This window comes from Sulfitobacter undariae (assembly GCF_014196805.1).
GTDB classification, from domain to species: Bacteria; Pseudomonadota; Alphaproteobacteria; order Rhodobacterales; family Rhodobacteraceae; genus Sulfitobacter; species Sulfitobacter undariae.
On sequence record NZ_JACIEI010000014.1, the window covers coordinates 50,740 to 65,721 of the forward strand.

Here is a 14,982-nt window from a genome sequence, read left to right on the forward strand (position 1 = left end):
TTCTAGCGAAGTCCCTTCAAAACACCCAGAGAAGATTTGTAAAAGTTGCGTAACACACAGCCCCCCCGCACCCCGATCTGGCGCGCCATTGGCAACGCTTTGCGCCAAGACATATCCGAGGGGCGTTATGCCCCTGGTGATAAACTCCCGACCGAGGCCGCACTGGCAGACCGTTTTGGCGTGAACCGCCATACGGTGCGGCATGCGCTGTCTGATCTGGTGGAACAGGGGCTGGTGCGCACAAGGCGCGGTGCAGGTGCATTTGTGGCTGCGATGCCCACTGATTATCCTATCGGCGAACGTGTGCGGTTTCGCGAAAACCTGTTGGCCGCAGGGCGCACGCCTGAAAAACGGCTGCTTTTGATTGAAGAACGCGCTGCCACGCTGGGGGAAGCAAAGGCGCTAAATGTGGCTGAGGGCGAAGTGATCTGCGCCTATCACGGAATTTCGTTGGCGGATGGGCAACCCGTTGCGGTGTTTGAGAGCCTATTCCCTGCCAGCCGCCTGCCCGGCATTGCAAATGCGCTGTCCGAAAATCACGGCGTAACCGCAGCCCTGACCCAGATCGGGGTTGCCGATTACATCCGTGTTTCCACACGGCTAACGGCAGTGTCGGCCACCGCGACGCAAGCCTTACATTTGCAAGTTAGAGAAGGTGATCCGCTGTTGCGCAGCACTGGTGTGAACTTAGACACAGATGCCCAGCCCGTCGAATACGGGCGCACCTTTTTCGCGGGTGACAGGATCACACTCACGCTTGAAAGTTAGCTCTCGTATTTATCCAGAAAAGCTTCGGCAGACAGCGTACGGAAATCAGGAAGAGTTTCGCGCAGCTTGTCATGGGACCAATCCCACCACGCCAGTGTGATCATCCGCTCGGCAATCTGTGTCGGCTGGCGATAGCGCAGATGCCGTGCGGGCGTGCCAGCGACGATCTCATAAGGCCCCACATCACGGGTAACCACACTGCCCGACGCCACAACAGCGCCGTCTGCCAATGTGACCTCTGGCTTGATCATTGCCCCGTTGCCAATCCATGTATCGTGACCAACGTAAGCGCGCCGCGACTTGCGATGTTCAAAAAACGCCTCGTCGTTCTGTGCGTCATCCCAATAATCGGCAGAGCGATATAAGAAGTGATGGCACGCCGCCGTGTGCAGCGGGTGATCCGTAGCACCGATGCGGGTAAAGCTGGCGATGTTCGAGAATTTTCCAACTGTCGCATTGGCAATATCGGCATAACGATCACAATAGCTGTAATCACCAAATTCACTATGCGCGATACGGCTGCCTGCACCAATTTCAACGAAACGGCCAAAAGTGGTATCCGTCAGGCTGCACCCCTCGTGGATAAAGGGGGTTTCAGATTTAAGACGTGCCATGACTATCTTTTCCACCTATCAGACGGCCCCGCAGCCATCCCGAAAACCAATCCATCAACATCACCACACCGATGATCAACACGATATAATAGGCAACTTCTTCCCAATCCTTTTGGGTTTGGATCGCCTGTGTCAGCATCAAACCGATACCGCCACCTGTGATGGCACCAATGATTGTCGCCGAACGGGTGTTCGACTCGAGGAAATAGAGAACCTGCGCCAGCAGCACGGGCACAATCTGCGGGATCACGCCAAAGCGGTAGCGTTGCAGCGGTTTGGCACCTGTAGAACTGACACCTTCGATCTGTTTTTCGTCTACATTTTCCAGAGCCTCGGAAAAGATTTTACCAAAAGTGCCCATGTCGGTAACAAGGATCGCAAGCGCCCCTGTCAGCGGACCAGGGCCAAAGGCGCGGGCCAGAACAACTGTCCAGATCAACGCATCCACACCACGCACAAAATCAAACAACCGCCGCGCCACGCCGCGCACCAGCATGAAGGGAGAGAAGTTCTTGGCGGCAAGGAAAGCCAGCGGCAGGGCAATGATCGCAGCGCCAAACGTACCAAGGAACGCCATCAGGATCGTTTCACCAATGGCCCACGCCACATCCTTATGACGCCACATACCGTTGTTCCAGAAATCCGAAATCGCGCCGGAAATATTGCTGCGCGTCGGATCAATGCGGCTGCCGAACACAATCTCGGGCAGGCTGTGGCCACTATACGGACTATCCAGCGTGAACCAGAACAGCTCCCAACCCGCGAAGTAACGATACACTTCGGTACGTGAGCGCGTCATGCTCAGGCGTCCTGCATCTGTTGTGACAGTCATCCGTTGTTCGGAAAGGTTGATCCAATCTGGAATAGGCTCTTGCAGATTGGTCTGGATGATACCGTCGACCAGTTGCGCAGTGATCGTGCCAAAATCAGGGATCTCAAAAACCGTCGCATTGTCAGGTAGAAAACGCACAACATAGCCATCGTCCAGATCAATAGTCACGTTTTCGGGATCGGCGACTTCTACCCACGCAGGGTTCGTGCCTTCGGCATAGGCACCCTTACGCTCGCCCTCAATCGCGGAAGACGTACCGCCACGGCGGTTGTCGCGGGTGATGTGAACTTTGTATGACCAGCTATCCGATGCAAGAATACCCGCATTTTCAAGGCTTGCGCGTTTCGCAAGCCCCAACACATCAAACGAAATAGCGATATACAGCAGATAAGCGAGGATCACCGCTGGCACAGCAAAGGCTGTCAGGCGTTTGCGGCGAAACGCGCCAGAGGCGGAAAATTTGGTTTGGTCCAGCATTGCAGTCGCGTCGGTCATCTTATTGGCCCTTGATCATTTTAGTGCGGTAGCGGCTGGACAGTTGGTCAAAGAACACGATCGTGCCAAACAGCAGAATGAAGATTGCAGCGGCTTCGTCAAAACGCCCCGGCCCCCAAGACATGGCATTGCGCAGCTCTGCACCAATACCGCCCGCCCCGACGAAACCCAGAATGGCAGAGGCCCGGATGTTGATTTCAAAACGCAGCAACGTATAGCTCAGAAAGTTTGGTGCGACTTGCGGCAGCACGCCCAACCACATCCGTTGCGACCAAGTGGCCCCCGTTGAGGAGAGCCCTTCAACAGCTTTGAGATCAGCGTTTTCAGCAACCTCTGAGTAAAGCTTACCCAATGCGCCCGCAGTATGGAACGCAATCGCGATCATCGCAGGCACCGGTCCACCGCCTAGAATAAAGATCAGCACCAATGCGATCACAATTTCAGGCACCGCACGCATGATGTCCATGATCCGGCGGAACACAGGAATCAAGCGCGGCCATTTCGCCAACCCGCGTGTAGAGAGCAGTGCAAGGACCAAGCCCATCATTGCACCGATAAGTGTCGAGGCTGCCGCGATGTTAATCGTCTCTAACAAGGCGGGAAAGAAATCGACCATCAAGGCTGGCAAATTCGCACGCTTTTCCCATGCCTCTGACAGAACGTCAGCAGGGAAGTCGAAAATTTGATGCCACCCCGCCCAAAAACCGCCCGCATTGCGATTATCAGCGACAACAAAGCCCGACACCATCAACAGAACGAAAATGCCAAGAGTCAGACCACCGTACATCCGGCGGCGGCGCACTTGGACCAAATAGCTCTCTTGAATTTGGGTGATCTGGGACGGGGTTGCTCCCGTTAGCGCGGCATCAGTCATGGGTCACTCCAAGTGAAAAGGGGCAGCGTCATGCGCTGCCCCGATCTGGAAGGTTTGTGGCTTAGTTGCCCTGAACAGCTTTGCGTACTGCGATAATGTTCTTATACGCGTCATGGGTGATCGGCTCAAAGCCCGCAGTGTCGCCAGCTGCCATGTTATAGGCGCACTCTGGGTCTTTTTCCTGCAAGCCCGCAAGGAATGCGGTCACATCGGTTTTAACCTTTTCAGGCAGACCACGGCGCAGAACAATTGGGCCTTCTGGGATGATCTCAGATTTCCAGATTTCAACCAGATCGTTCATGTCGACCAAACCTGAGTCAGATGCTTTGCGCAGCGCCCCCGAGTTGTAACCGTCCAGCCAGTCACCCTGACCGTCAGCCCATGTCACGCCTGCGTCAACATCACCATTGTTTACCGCAACGATTGTCTGCTCATGGCCGCCCGTAAAGCGAACTTCGCCGAAGTAGTCACCGGATTCCATTGTCGCACCCACAGCTTTGGGGATCTCAACCGACGGGATCAAGAAACCGGAAGTGGAGTTTGGATCACCAAAGCCGAATACTTTGCCCTTCATATCGGCCAGCGATGTGATGCCGCTATCCGCGCGTGCAAACCCGATTGAGTGGTAACCATAAGAACCATCAAGGTTGGTTTTAACCATAACAACATCAACCGCTTCTGGGTCTGTCATATATGTCTTGGCATAAGCAGAAGCGCCCAACCATGCCATATCAATAGAACCACCCAAGAGACCCTGGATCACGCCGTCATAGTCTGCAGGTGTGAAAACTTTGGTTTCAACGCCCAGCAATTCTTCAACATAAGCGCGAACACATTCGTTTGAGTTCATGCGGTCTTGAGCGTTTTCACCGCCAAGAATACCAATGCGGAATTCGGTGATGTCTTGCGCTTGGGCAGCACTGACCAGCGCTGTTGTCGCCAGTACGAAAGCAAGTGTCTTTTTCATCGTAGTCTCCGTGATAGGAATTGGCCCGCAGAATTGCGGAAAAGATAACTGGCTCAGGCGTAGGTTTCAGCAGCGTATGTCTGCGACCTGTCCAGTGTTTCGATTTCGGTGGATGTTGCGGCTTCGGAAAAATCCGCGCCTGCGCCGTAAATGTCGCGTGCAGCACCAGTGGTCAGTTGCTCTGGCGTGCCATCAAACACGACACGCCCGTCGCGCATGCCGATCACGCGGTCACAATAACGACGCGCAGTATCCAGCGTGTGCAGGTTGGCGATAACCATACGGCCATCTTCTTCGTGAATGCGGCGCAGGGCCTGCATGACGATTTGCGCGTTCATGGGATCAAGCGAGGCAATCGGCTCATCCGCCAGAATGATTTGCGGGTCTTGCATCAAGGCACGGGCAATCGCCACACGCTGCTGCTGGCCACCAGAAAGCGCTTCTGCACGTTTCTCGGCCTGCTCGGCGATGCCAAGACGATCCAGAATTTCGATGGCTTTGTGAATGTCGCTGTCAGGGTACAGGTTGAACATCGTTGCCAGGGTTGAGCGACGGTTCAATGTGCCGTGTAATACGTTGGACACAACATCCATACGCGGCACCAGATTGAACTGCTGGAAAATCATCGCACAGCGTGATTGCCAGTTGCGGCGTGCCGCACCTTTCAATCCGGTTATTTCCTGTCCTTCAAACGTGATGGAGCCAGAGGTAACATCACTGAGGCAATTCAACGCACGCAGCAGCGTCGATTTACCCGCGCCAGAACGCCCGATCACACCAATCATCATTGAGCGATCAATGTTAAAGGACACATTTTCAACGGCGGTCTTATCACCGAACCGCTTCGTTAACATTTGGACATCAAGCATATCGTACCCCTTGGTTAGGGAGGTACTAATCCTGCTCGTTGACAGTTTTCCTACATTTATGTTTCAATTATGTGAAACCTTGCAGCACTCTCTGTTTTGATATGGCCTTTCCGCTGCCCTTGGAATTGGGCATGGGGGCCAATACATCGATACTAACTGCACGCATGTGTCGCCACGACGAAACTCGATGCCGCAACGTGCTGGAAATGATATAAGGTCACTCAATGTTCTATTCCCGCTTTGCCACTTACCTAATGGCCCTTTTGTTCTCCTCTGCCGTGCCCGCCATTGCCGATACCGTCACCGGAACCGCAACCTTCCGCGAGCGGATCATGCCCCCTGCACAGGCACGGTTTGTTGCGGTTCTGTCTGATGTTTCCCTTGCGGACGCCCCCGCCGTTGAGCTTGGCCGCTTTGAGACAGAGAATGCGGGCGGACCGCCCTATTCTTTCTCAATTGACTATGACGCCGCCGCGATTGACCCACGCCACACCTACGCCGTGCGCGCAACACTGTGGGTAGGCGAGCAAATGATGTTCACCACCGATACTTTCACGCCCGTACTGACACGCGGTGCTTCGGCTGAGGCCGAGATCGTTATGGTCCGCGCATCCGCCGGCAAATCGGACGCCCCAAAAGAGAAAGCGCAGATTGGCGCACATGGCCTACAACTCCCCGCAAGCTTTACGGGCACCCTGCCCTGTGCAAGCTGTGAAGGCATCCGCTATCAACTGAACCTCTGGCCAGACCAAGGCTATACGCTACGCCGCGAATGGTTGGGCACTGATGCCACCGCGAATGATGCTGTCGAAGATGATATCGGCTATTGGTACGCAGACCCTATGCGCGATGCGATTGTCCTTGGAGGACTGACCGACACAGCCACACAATGGCAGGTCAAAGCCCCAAACCGCCTGAGACAGTTGGACATAAACGGCGATGTCATAGAATCCTCTTTGCCCTATGAGTTGATCAGCGAAGGCACTCTGACTGAAACGGATGTCAAAGACGTCTTTCTGGGCGGCATGATGACCTATTATGCTGATGCCGCCGTGTTTGAGGAATGCCGTACAGGCCGCCAGTATCCAATAGCGATGGAAGCTGATTATGCCGCGATGGAGCGTGCCTATCTGCGCGACCAACCCGCTGCTGGCGAACCGCTTTATGTAAATGTCGAAGGCTCACTACTGATGCGCCCGGCCATGGAAGGGCCAGAGCAGCGCAGCCTTGTCGTTGACCGCTTTGTGCGCACCCGCGCGGGTATCACCTGCGAACGTCAACGCGCCGATGCCGAGCTGACAAACACCTATTGGCGGATTGACAGCTTGGCAGGCCAAGAGGTGAGCACCTTGCCCACAGGCCGCCGCGAGCCGCATGTGATCCTTCGGTCAGGCGACGAACCTCGCTACTCTGCAACGGTTGGCTGCAATGGCATGATGGGAGACTACAAACAAAACGGCGAGAGCCTGAGCTTTGGCAGTGGCGCATCAACTATGATGGCTTGCGCACCACCGCTGGATGTACTGGAGCGGAATTTGGGGCAGGCCCTAGCGGCAACGCAAAAGTACCGCATCAACGGAGAGACAATGGTGCTCTACAATGAAGCAAATGACATCATCGCTGTGATGACAGCCGTCTATCTGCGTTAACTTTCTATCTGACTTGTCATGAAGACGTAGCATTCATGGTTAACGATTAAGATGTGGATCATTTTAAGGGTTAACCATGAACAAGCTGCTTACACTTTCACTGCTCGCCTCGCTCACAGCGACAACTGCCATCGCGCAGGACATTCCGCAGAGCGACAACCAGTGGTTTATAGACGGACAAGCGCAAATTGCGGCCCGTCTTGCCACCCAGCAAAATACCAACCGCGCCAAGAACATCATCGTTCTGATTGCGGATGGGAATGGTGTAGGCACCAACTATGCCACGCGCCTGTATCAAGGCCAGAAAAAGGGTAACTACGGCGACGAAGAAATTCTGCCACAAGAAGCATTTCCGAACCTCGCATTGGTCAAGACCTATAACACCAACGGCCAAACACCTGATTCCGCAGGCACAGGAACGGCGATCATGTCTGGCGTGAAAACCAAGGCTGGCGTTATTGGCGTGAATGAAAACGTGAATCGTGGCGATTGCGCGACCGTTCCGGGCAACGAAGTTGCAACGATGAACGAGATCATGGCAGCCATGGGCAAAGCAACCGGTGTGGTATCCACCGCACGCATCACCCATGCGACACCAGCAACAAGCTATGCAAGCTCGGCTGACCGCAACTGGGAAGAATCTGTTCCAGAAGGCTGCACCACACAAGTAGACATCGCGCAGCAATTGGTTGAGGCCATCAAGAACGGCACGGTAGACGTTGCCATGGGCGGCGGACGCCGTAACTTTATCGGTACAGACGTTACCGACGAAGAGGGCAAAACAGGCCGCCGCGCAGATGGCGTAAACCTGATTGAAGCATTGAAAGCCGAAGGCGTTCAATACGCATGGGGCGACGAGAGCTTTGGCGCATTGAACCTTGATGGCAGCAAGCCGATCCTCGGTCTGTTTGAATCAAGCCACATGCAATACGAAGCGGACCGCGAAGGCGAACCATCGCTGGCAGAAATGTCCAGTGCAGCCATCAAATCCTTGCAAGCAGCCGGCGGCGACAACGGGTTCTTCCTGCAAATCGAAGCAGGCCGTGTTGACCACGCCAACCACGATGGCAACCTTGCACGCGCTGTCGAAGACGGCGTCGCCTTTGCCGAAACGGTTGCGATGGTCGATGCGCTGACCGACGATGAAGACACATTGATCATCGTTACGGCAGATCACGAACATGCCATCGCCTTTAACGGCTATTGCGGTCGTGGCTCGAACATCCTTGGTCTTTGCATGGATATCGACAACGCTGGCGAAAAGAACACGGGCACACCATTGCTCGCCGAAGACGGAAAACCGTTCACGGTTGCCGGTTACCTCAACGGTGGCGGCTCGGTGATGCGTGAAGAGTTGAACTGGGCAGGTGTGCGTGGTGATCTGACCGAAGAGCAAGCCACCGATGGCGATTACATGCAACAAGCACTTATTCCCACAGGCGCGGGTGAAGAAACCCACTCGGGTGAAGACGTTGCCGTATATGCGAAAGGTCCATATGCGCATCTGTTTGATGGCACGATTGAACAGAACGTGATCTTCCACGCCATGAACTACGCGGCCAACGCTCAGTAACTATCTATTGACTGCTAAGGCTTGGGGGCTCTGCATTACGTGCGGGGCCCTTTTCCTATCCAAACACACTTGGCTGGCGGTTTAGCCCTGCCCTGCACAACCCTACATTGAATATAGCTTTCTCCAGCAGCCCCGATAACAAACAATTCAAAAAACACTGAAGATTTCTCTTGAAGCTACAGTTGCTGAAGCTCCTATCTAGGATGGGAAAGCATATGAGGATATGAAAATGCACGGAGAATCCCCCCACAAACATGAGGCTGGAAGCTGCTGCCGCCACTCGAATGAAGCTGTCCCACAGGTGGATATGTCGAAGGTTTCTGGAAGCAGCTACCGCGTTAACGGGCTGGATTGCGCTGAAGAAGTGGCAATCTTGAATAAAATCATTGGTCCCGAAGTAGGTGGTGAGGATCATCTGGCGTTTGATGTCATAAATGGTCGTATGATCATTCTTGAAACCGCCGCACCCATCAGCGAAGACCGTGTGATCAAGCTCATCGGCTCCACTGGCATGAGTGCCAAAGTGTGGGACGCGGATACGGTTGGTGAAGATCAAGCCGCGCATTTCGCGCGTCAGCGCCTGTTTACAGGGTTAAGCGGCGGGTTTTGGGCTGCTGGTTTCATCTTTCACCTGATTGAGAACGGCGGCAGCGGCGTTTTGCGTCTGTTTGCAGGGCATGGTGATGTGCCGATGCCTTACATTGAAATTGGCCTGTTCTTACTGGCAATTATTTTTGGTGCATGGCTTGTCGCGCCCAAAGCATGGTCTGCGGCGCGGCGGATGTCGCCCGATATGAACCTGTTGATGATTGTCGCAGTCACTGGCGCCCTCGCACTTGGGGAATACTTTGAAGCGGCCACCGTGTCCTTCTTCTTTGCCCTCTCCCTTACTTTAGAATCTTGGAGCGTGGGACGTGCCCGAAATGCCGTTGCGGCCCTTTTAGATTTGGCGCCGCCAACTGCGCGTGTCATCCGCGAAGATGGCACCGAAGCGGATGTCCCCGCTGCGGAAGTTGTCATCGGTGACCGTTTCATCGTGCGCGGCGGTGACCGCATTCCCCTTGACGGCGAAGTCACCGAAGGGCGCGGCGATGTGGATCAAGCACCGATCACAGGCGAAAGCGCATTGGTTGCCAAAGAAGCAGGCGATGATGTCTATGCGGGCACAATCAACGGCGACGGCACCCTGACCGTTCGCGCCACAAAGGCGGCAAGCGACACTGTGTTGTCCAAGATCATCCGCATGGTCGGCGACGCACATTCGCGCCGCGCCGAGGTGGAACAATGGGTAACCAAATTTGCCCGTATTTACACCCCAATCGTGATGGTTCTGGCGTTGCTGATCGCCACTGTGCCGCCTTTACTGTTCGCAGGTGTCTGGAGCTACTGGATCTACAACGCGCTGGTTTTGCTGGTTATCGCTTGCCCCTGTGCGCTGGTTATCTCCACTCCCGTCTCTATCGTGGCCTCGTTGGCAGCATCCGCGCGTAACGGCGTCTTGATCAAAGGCGGCGCGTATGTCGAAGCGCCCGCGCGTTTGACTGCCCTGGCGATGGATAAAACAGGCACCCTGACAATGGGTGAACCCGAAGTTGCCGGCCTGCACCCGCTGGGCGACACATCGGAGCGTGATCTTCTCAGCGTAGCTGTAGCACTCGAAGCACGGTCCTCCCACCCGCTGGCACGTGCCATCCTTGCGCGCGGCGAAAGCGACGGGCTGGAGCGTACCGCAGCCACCGACAGTAAAACTGTCCCCGGCCGTGGTGTAGAGGGAGAGTGGAATGGTCAGTCTGTCTGGCTCGGCTCTGACCGCTTTGCGACAGAGAAAGGTCTAGGCGACTCTATCCCACGTGACGTTCTGGATCAGATCGAAGGCTCGGGCAGCACGCTGGTTGCTGTGGGTGCAGGCGACAAACTTCTTGGCCTGATTGAGCTGCGTGACCGCATCCGCCCTGATGCCAAAGACATTGTGGCCAAGCTGCATGCGCAGGGTGTTAAAACCATCGTCATGCTAACCGGTGATAATGAGCGCACTGCACGCGCAGTGGCGGCAGAAGTCGGCATTGACGAAGTCCGCGCCGAATTGCTGCCAGAAGACAAAGTCACCGCCATTGAAGAACTGGTTGCGACACATGATGTGGTAGCGATGATTGGTGATGGCGTGAATGACGCCCCCGCCATGGCCCGTGCACATTTCGCGATTGCAATGGGTGCTGTCGGATCAGATGCAGCGATTGAAACCGCTGACATCGCACTGATGACAGACGATCTGAGCAAGGTGCCATGGCTTGTTGGCCATTCGCGCCGCACTATGGGGATCATTCACCAGAACATCGCGATCGCGTTGGTCACCAAGGCCTTGTTTGTTGGACTGACCGCCTTTGGCATGGCGACAATGTGGGGCGCAATTGCCGCCGACGTCGGGGTATCCCTTGTGGTTGTCGCCAACGCCTTGCGCTTGCTGCGTGCAAAAACGGATGAGGGCGCGTCCAGTGGTGGCAAAAAGCAACCTAGCCATACAGCGCAGGGTGCTTTAGCTTAGACATACTGATGTAAAACGACTGCGACTTGCCAGCTTTATGCTGGCAAGTTTCATTTAAAGAGCTCGGGTAAAGTAATGCTGAAAACGACACGCCGCATGGCGATATTAAGCGGTTTGGCCTTCGCCCTCGCCGCATGTTCAAACAAATTCAAAACCTATAACGGTCCAGAAGTGACCCGTCTGCAAATGTTCAAAGGTCAAAGAACATTGCTGCTGTTCAACAACGCCACAGTTTTAAAAACATATAAGTTTGATCTTGGCTTTGCCCCTGTCGGACACAAGCAATTCGAGGGCGACGGAAAAACGCCTGAAGGATCCTACACAATCGACAAACGCAATCCGAACAGCATTTTTCACCTCTCTATCGGTATTTCCTATCCCAATGAGGCAGACATCGCCTATGCCGCGTCCCAAGGGCGTGAACCGGGCGGAGAGATTTTCATCCACGGCGGCCCCCGTAAAGGGATTGATCCAATCAAACCCGACTGGACCGCTGGCTGTATCTCGGTTTCGGACCGCGAAATAGAAGAGATTTATTCGATGGTGCGTGACGGCACGCCAATCGATATCTTTGCCTGATGCATCCCAGTAGAACGTCTCGCATATGCGGGCCACGGTGGCGCGAACTATTCAAGTCGCGCCGCTGTCAGGCCCAAGCGTTAAACAACGCAAATTCAAGCGCCGATAGATTTCCGGGGTTACCTACTGAAAACGCTCAACAACCGATTAGGGTTTGAACGGGGCCTGTCGAAACGTCAAACGACGTTTGTTAAACTGGCATCAACAGCGGTTAAAGCGATTATATGTCGGATAATCGCTATCACATTGTTTGCGCCAATACGCTGCGGTGCGTGATTTCATGTCCAGTTCGGGCGTCTACCAGCTTTGGCTCAATAGGATTGCCCGTCTCTCGTGATACTAGCCTCACAGAAGGGCTGCCCTGAATTGGCACATGCTCATCAGCCCAATCAAGAAGCGTCACCAATACAGGGTAGAGCGCTTTGCCCTTGTCAGTCAGCCGGTATTCATACCTTGGGGGGCGCTGCTGATAGGCCTCCCGCCGCAGGACGCCATCGGCCTCAAGCTTGCGCAGGCGATCTGCAAGAACGTGGCGCGTGATGCCCAAACGTTCCTGCATTTGATCAAACCGCCGGATTCCAAAAAAACACTCGCGCACGACAAGCATGGTCCAACGGTCACCAACGACGGACAGCCCGCGCGCAACGGGACAGGATTCGGTATGCAGGGCGTTCCATTTCATAGAGATAACATATCATTGATTGACAGGTTCTGAAAGAGAACTTAGTCAGATATAGAGTTCCAAAACGGAACTTACAATTTTGATGACCCAGCGAAAGCAAAGGCGATGTGTAATAGTAAACTTTACGCTCACGGCTCAGCCACATGTTTGATCTACCCTTTGAAACCCATGGCAGGATAAGATGATGACCGACACAGCCAACCGGAACGCGGCGCGAGCAGACGCGGCTTCATCCGCACGTGCCGCGCGCACTCATGCTTTGCTCACCGCGCCGATTGGGCCAACCCTTATGGCACTGGCCACCCCCAACGTACTGGCCATGCTGGTCCAAGCGGCCCAGAGCATTGCAGAAGCCTACTTCGCCAGCCTCATGGGTGTCACTGTGCTGGCGGGGCTGGCGCTGGTGTTTCCTTTGATGATGTTGACCCAGATGCTTTCAGCGGGCGCGATGGGCGGGGCAATTTCTGCCGCTGTTGCGCGTGCTCTTGGCGCGAAAGACCCGGAGCGCGCAGCAACACTTGCCTTCACTGCGTGGATCATCGCGGTCTGCGTAGCGCTTATCATGGCAGTCACAATGTTGCTGTTCGGGCGCGTGATTTTCAGCGCGCTTGGGGGCGGGTCTGAAGCCGTAGACGCTGCTGCGACCTATGCCACAGTATTCTTTCCAGGGTGCGTCGCAATCTGGTTATGCCATTCTTCGTTGAGCATTATTCGCGGAACAGGCGATATGCAGATGCCTTCGTTGCTACTGCTGCTGGTGTCTATCATCTCGATCCCGTTTTCGGGGGTCTTTGCATTGGGATGGTGGGTATTCCCTGCGTTTGGCATTGCAGGCCTGCCTTTGGGGTTAATCGCGGCTTATGGTATTGGGGCTGTAATTGCCATCGGCTACATCGCCGCTGGTCGGACGGGGCTTGAATTCAAAGGCGCCTTTGCCCGCATTGACATGAGCATGTTCCGTGACATCATGAAAGTGGGCACCATCGCATCCGTAAATACGCTTATGACCGTTCTGACTGTGGTGCTGATGGTTGGTATGGTTGGCCAATATGGCGAAGCCGCGCTGGCAGGTTATGGTCTCGGGGCGCGTCTGGAATTCCTGATGATCCCTATAATTTTTGGCACAGGAGCCGCAATGACCGCGATGGTCGGTGCCAATGTCGGCGCGGGACAGATAGATCGCGCGTTGAGGGTCGCATGGACAGGGTCAGTGGCCAGTGCATTGATTGTGGGGTGTATAGGTATGGTTCTGGCCCTGTTTCCCAACCTCTGGCTGAATATTTTTCTTGATCCTTCCGAAACCGCTGCACTGGAAGTGGGTCGGGCATATTTCCGCATTGTCGCGCCGTTTTATCCATTCTTTGGTCTCGGCCTTGCGCTTTACTTTGCATCGCAAGGCGCAGGCAAAATGCTGTGGCCTCTCATTGGCAGCATCTGTCGCATCGGGGTGGCGGTTGGCGGTGCAGCCTTGTTTACGTCAATCACACTTTGGGGAGTGAATGGCGTATTCGCCGCAATCGCATTTGCCATGCTTGTGTACGGGATTGTAATCGGAATGGCGATTTGGCGCACACGGTGGTCCTGATATGTTGGTTGGTCAGATTTCACCTGACAGCTAAAATACTTCTAGCAAAATAGACCGTTTTGGCCTGCCCACCCCCGCAATTTTCAAGACAAATTGCAAAGGGGTCCTGTCCTCCGGTTCTGATGTTTGGTTCAGCCCAGCCAGACGTCGAGAAAGAGCATCACCACCAAACCAATCGCAAGCCCGGTTGTGGCTTGTTTTTGATGGCCACTGCGGTGCGTTTCGGGAATGATTTCATGGCTGATCACATACAGCATCGCACCGGCAGCAAAGGCCAGCCCCCAAGGCAGCAAGGGTTCGGCCACAACAATAACCGCCGCGCCCAAAATGCCTGTGATGGGTTCCACCAGCCCCGTCAGGGCCGCGATACCAAATGCTTTTTTAGCCGAATACTTCTCCCCAAGCAGAGCCACAGCAACAGCAAGACCTTCGGGCGCATTTTGCAGCCCGATGCCAAGAGCAACAGGAAAGCCCCCTTCAAACCCGTCCGCACCAAAGGCCACGCCAACCGCCAATCCTTCGGGCGCATTGTGAATGGTAATCGCGATGATGAACAACCAGACACGCCGCAAAGAGGCGGCCTCGGGCCCTTCGCGCCCAGAGCTGAAGTGTTCATGCGGGATCATTTCGTTCATCAGAGCAACTGCGCCCATGCCCATGAGGATCGCAACGCAGACAATAAATGCAGGTATCGCACCGTCACCATAGCGCGCCTCGGCTACATCGAGGGCCGGAATGATGAGCGAGAAAAAGGACGCCGCCAACATGACACCCGCCGCAAACCCCAACGAAATATCACGCCATTTGCGCGATGGTGTGCTGCCAAACAACACGGGCACAGCACCGGCTGCGGTCATTAGGCCCGCTGCGAGGCTGCCCAAAAAACCCAACATAACGGGTGAAAGTGTCGAAAGGGATTCCATAGCTAACGATCCAGATAATACGGTAAAAAC

The 14,982-nt window shown here is 54.8% G+C and carries 13 protein-coding genes; 6 read left to right on the forward strand and 7 right to left on the reverse strand.

Annotated features, from left to right (window positions below; genetic code table 11):
* Positions 1–45: 45 nt before the first annotated feature.
* Positions 46–768: a phosphonate metabolism transcriptional regulator PhnF gene (phnF, locus tag GGR95_RS15125; protein WP_184567334.1), complete on the forward strand. Its 723-nt coding sequence runs from the start codon at positions 46–48 to the stop codon at positions 766–768.
* On the opposite strand, the gene GGR95_RS15130 is transcribed toward phnF, so the two are convergent.
* From GGR95_RS15130 to phnC, 5 genes are all read right to left on the reverse strand, one after another.
* Positions 765–1,382 (reverse strand): LbetaH domain-containing protein, encoded by a 618-nt coding sequence (locus tag GGR95_RS15130; RefSeq protein WP_184567336.1) that lies wholly within the window; start codon positions 1,380–1,382, stop codon positions 765–767. The genes phnF and GGR95_RS15130 overlap by 4 nt on opposite strands.
* The gene (phnE, locus tag GGR95_RS15135) at positions 1,369–2,709 is read right to left on the reverse strand and encodes a phosphonate ABC transporter, permease protein PhnE (protein ID WP_184567337.1); all 1,341 of its coding nucleotides are present in this window, start codon (positions 2,707–2,709) and stop codon (positions 1,369–1,371) included. The genes GGR95_RS15130 and phnE (GGR95_RS15135) overlap by 14 nt, the downstream gene beginning before the upstream one ends.
* Before the next feature lies 1 nt (position 2,710).
* Positions 2,711–3,583, reverse strand: coding sequence for a phosphonate ABC transporter, permease protein PhnE (phnE, locus tag GGR95_RS15140; RefSeq protein WP_184567340.1), 873 nt, complete (start codon positions 3,581–3,583; stop codon positions 2,711–2,713).
* Between the two features lie 61 nt (positions 3,584–3,644).
* Entirely contained in the window at positions 3,645–4,550 is a 906-nt protein-coding gene (gene phnD / locus GGR95_RS15145) for a phosphonate ABC transporter substrate-binding protein (RefSeq protein WP_184567342.1), read from the reverse strand.
* Between the two features lie 53 nt (positions 4,551–4,603).
* The gene (gene phnC, locus GGR95_RS15150) at positions 4,604–5,419 is read right to left on the reverse strand and encodes a phosphonate ABC transporter ATP-binding protein (RefSeq protein ID WP_184567344.1); all 816 of its coding nucleotides are present in this window, start codon (positions 5,417–5,419) and stop codon (positions 4,604–4,606) included.
* Positions 5,420–5,643: 224 nt separating this feature from the next.
* Between phnC and GGR95_RS15155 the strand changes: the two genes are divergently transcribed.
* The 4 genes from GGR95_RS15155 to GGR95_RS15170 all read left to right on the forward strand — a co-directional run bounded on the left by GGR95_RS15155 (position 5,644) and on the right by GGR95_RS15170 (position 11,762).
* Positions 5,644–7,068, forward strand: a complete 1,425-nt coding sequence (locus GGR95_RS15155) for a YbaY family lipoprotein (protein WP_184567346.1) — start codon at positions 5,644–5,646, stop codon at positions 7,066–7,068.
* Between the two features lie 76 nt (positions 7,069–7,144).
* Entirely contained in the window at positions 7,145–8,641 is a 1,497-nt protein-coding gene (locus tag GGR95_RS15160) for an alkaline phosphatase (RefSeq protein WP_184567349.1), read from the forward strand.
* Between the two features lie 229 nt (positions 8,642–8,870).
* Positions 8,871–11,183, forward strand: a complete 2,313-nt coding sequence (locus GGR95_RS15165) for a heavy metal translocating P-type ATPase (RefSeq protein WP_184567350.1) — start codon at positions 8,871–8,873, stop codon at positions 11,181–11,183.
* 75 nt (positions 11,184–11,258) lie between these two features.
* Entirely contained in the window at positions 11,259–11,762 is a 504-nt protein-coding gene (locus GGR95_RS15170; RefSeq protein ID WP_184567352.1) for a L,D-transpeptidase family protein, read from the forward strand.
* Between the two features lie 241 nt (positions 11,763–12,003).
* Here GGR95_RS15170 and GGR95_RS15175 read toward each other — a convergent pair whose 3' ends face one another.
* Positions 12,004–12,444: a winged helix-turn-helix transcriptional regulator gene (locus tag GGR95_RS15175; RefSeq protein WP_184567354.1), complete on the reverse strand. Its 441-nt coding sequence runs from the start codon at positions 12,442–12,444 to the stop codon at positions 12,004–12,006.
* A 184-nt stretch (positions 12,445–12,628) separates the two neighbouring features.
* On the opposite strand from GGR95_RS15175, the gene GGR95_RS15180 reads away from it, so the two are divergent.
* Positions 12,629–14,029, forward strand: coding sequence for an MATE family efflux transporter (locus GGR95_RS15180; RefSeq protein ID WP_184567356.1), 1,401 nt, complete (start codon positions 12,629–12,631; stop codon positions 14,027–14,029).
* A gap of 131 nt (positions 14,030–14,160) precedes the next feature.
* Here the strand turns inward: GGR95_RS15180 and GGR95_RS15185 are convergent, their stop codons facing one another.
* Positions 14,161–14,952, reverse strand: a complete 792-nt coding sequence (locus GGR95_RS15185; protein ID WP_184567358.1) for a ZIP family metal transporter — start codon at positions 14,950–14,952, stop codon at positions 14,161–14,163.
* Between the last annotated feature and the right edge of the window lie 30 nt (positions 14,953–14,982).

Bases quoted from the DNA above. Each gene is read 5' to 3' on its own strand.
- GGR95_RS15130 (WP_184567336.1), bottom strand. From the start codon at position 1,382: ATGGCACGTCTTAAATCTGAAACCCCCTTTATCCACGAGGGGTGCAGC.
- phnE (WP_184567337.1), bottom strand. From the start codon at position 2,709: ATGACCGACGCGACTGCAATGCTGGACCAAACCAAATTTTCCGCCTCT.
- phnE (WP_184567340.1), bottom strand. From the start codon at position 3,583: ATGACTGATGCCGCGCTAACGGGAGCAACCCCGTCCCAGATCACCCAA.
- phnD (WP_184567342.1), bottom strand. From the start codon at position 4,550: ATGAAAAAGACACTTGCTTTCGTACTGGCGACAACAGCGCTGGTCAGT.
- phnC (WP_184567344.1), bottom strand. From the start codon at position 5,419: ATGCTTGATGTCCAAATGTTAACGAAGCGGTTCGGTGATAAGACCGCC.
- GGR95_RS15155 (WP_184567346.1), top strand. From the start codon at position 5,644: ATGTTCTATTCCCGCTTTGCCACTTACCTAATGGCCCTTTTGTTCTCC.
- GGR95_RS15160 (WP_184567349.1), top strand. From the start codon at position 7,145: ATGAACAAGCTGCTTACACTTTCACTGCTCGCCTCGCTCACAGCGACA.
- GGR95_RS15165 (WP_184567350.1), top strand. From the start codon at position 8,871: ATGCACGGAGAATCCCCCCACAAACATGAGGCTGGAAGCTGCTGCCGC.
- GGR95_RS15170 (WP_184567352.1), top strand. From the start codon at position 11,259: ATGCTGAAAACGACACGCCGCATGGCGATATTAAGCGGTTTGGCCTTC.
- GGR95_RS15175 (WP_184567354.1), bottom strand. From the start codon at position 12,444: ATGAAATGGAACGCCCTGCATACCGAATCCTGTCCCGTTGCGCGCGGG.
- GGR95_RS15180 (WP_184567356.1), top strand. From the start codon at position 12,629: ATGACCGACACAGCCAACCGGAACGCGGCGCGAGCAGACGCGGCTTCA.
- GGR95_RS15185 (WP_184567358.1), bottom strand. From the start codon at position 14,952: ATGGAATCCCTTTCGACACTTTCACCCGTTATGTTGGGTTTTTTGGGC.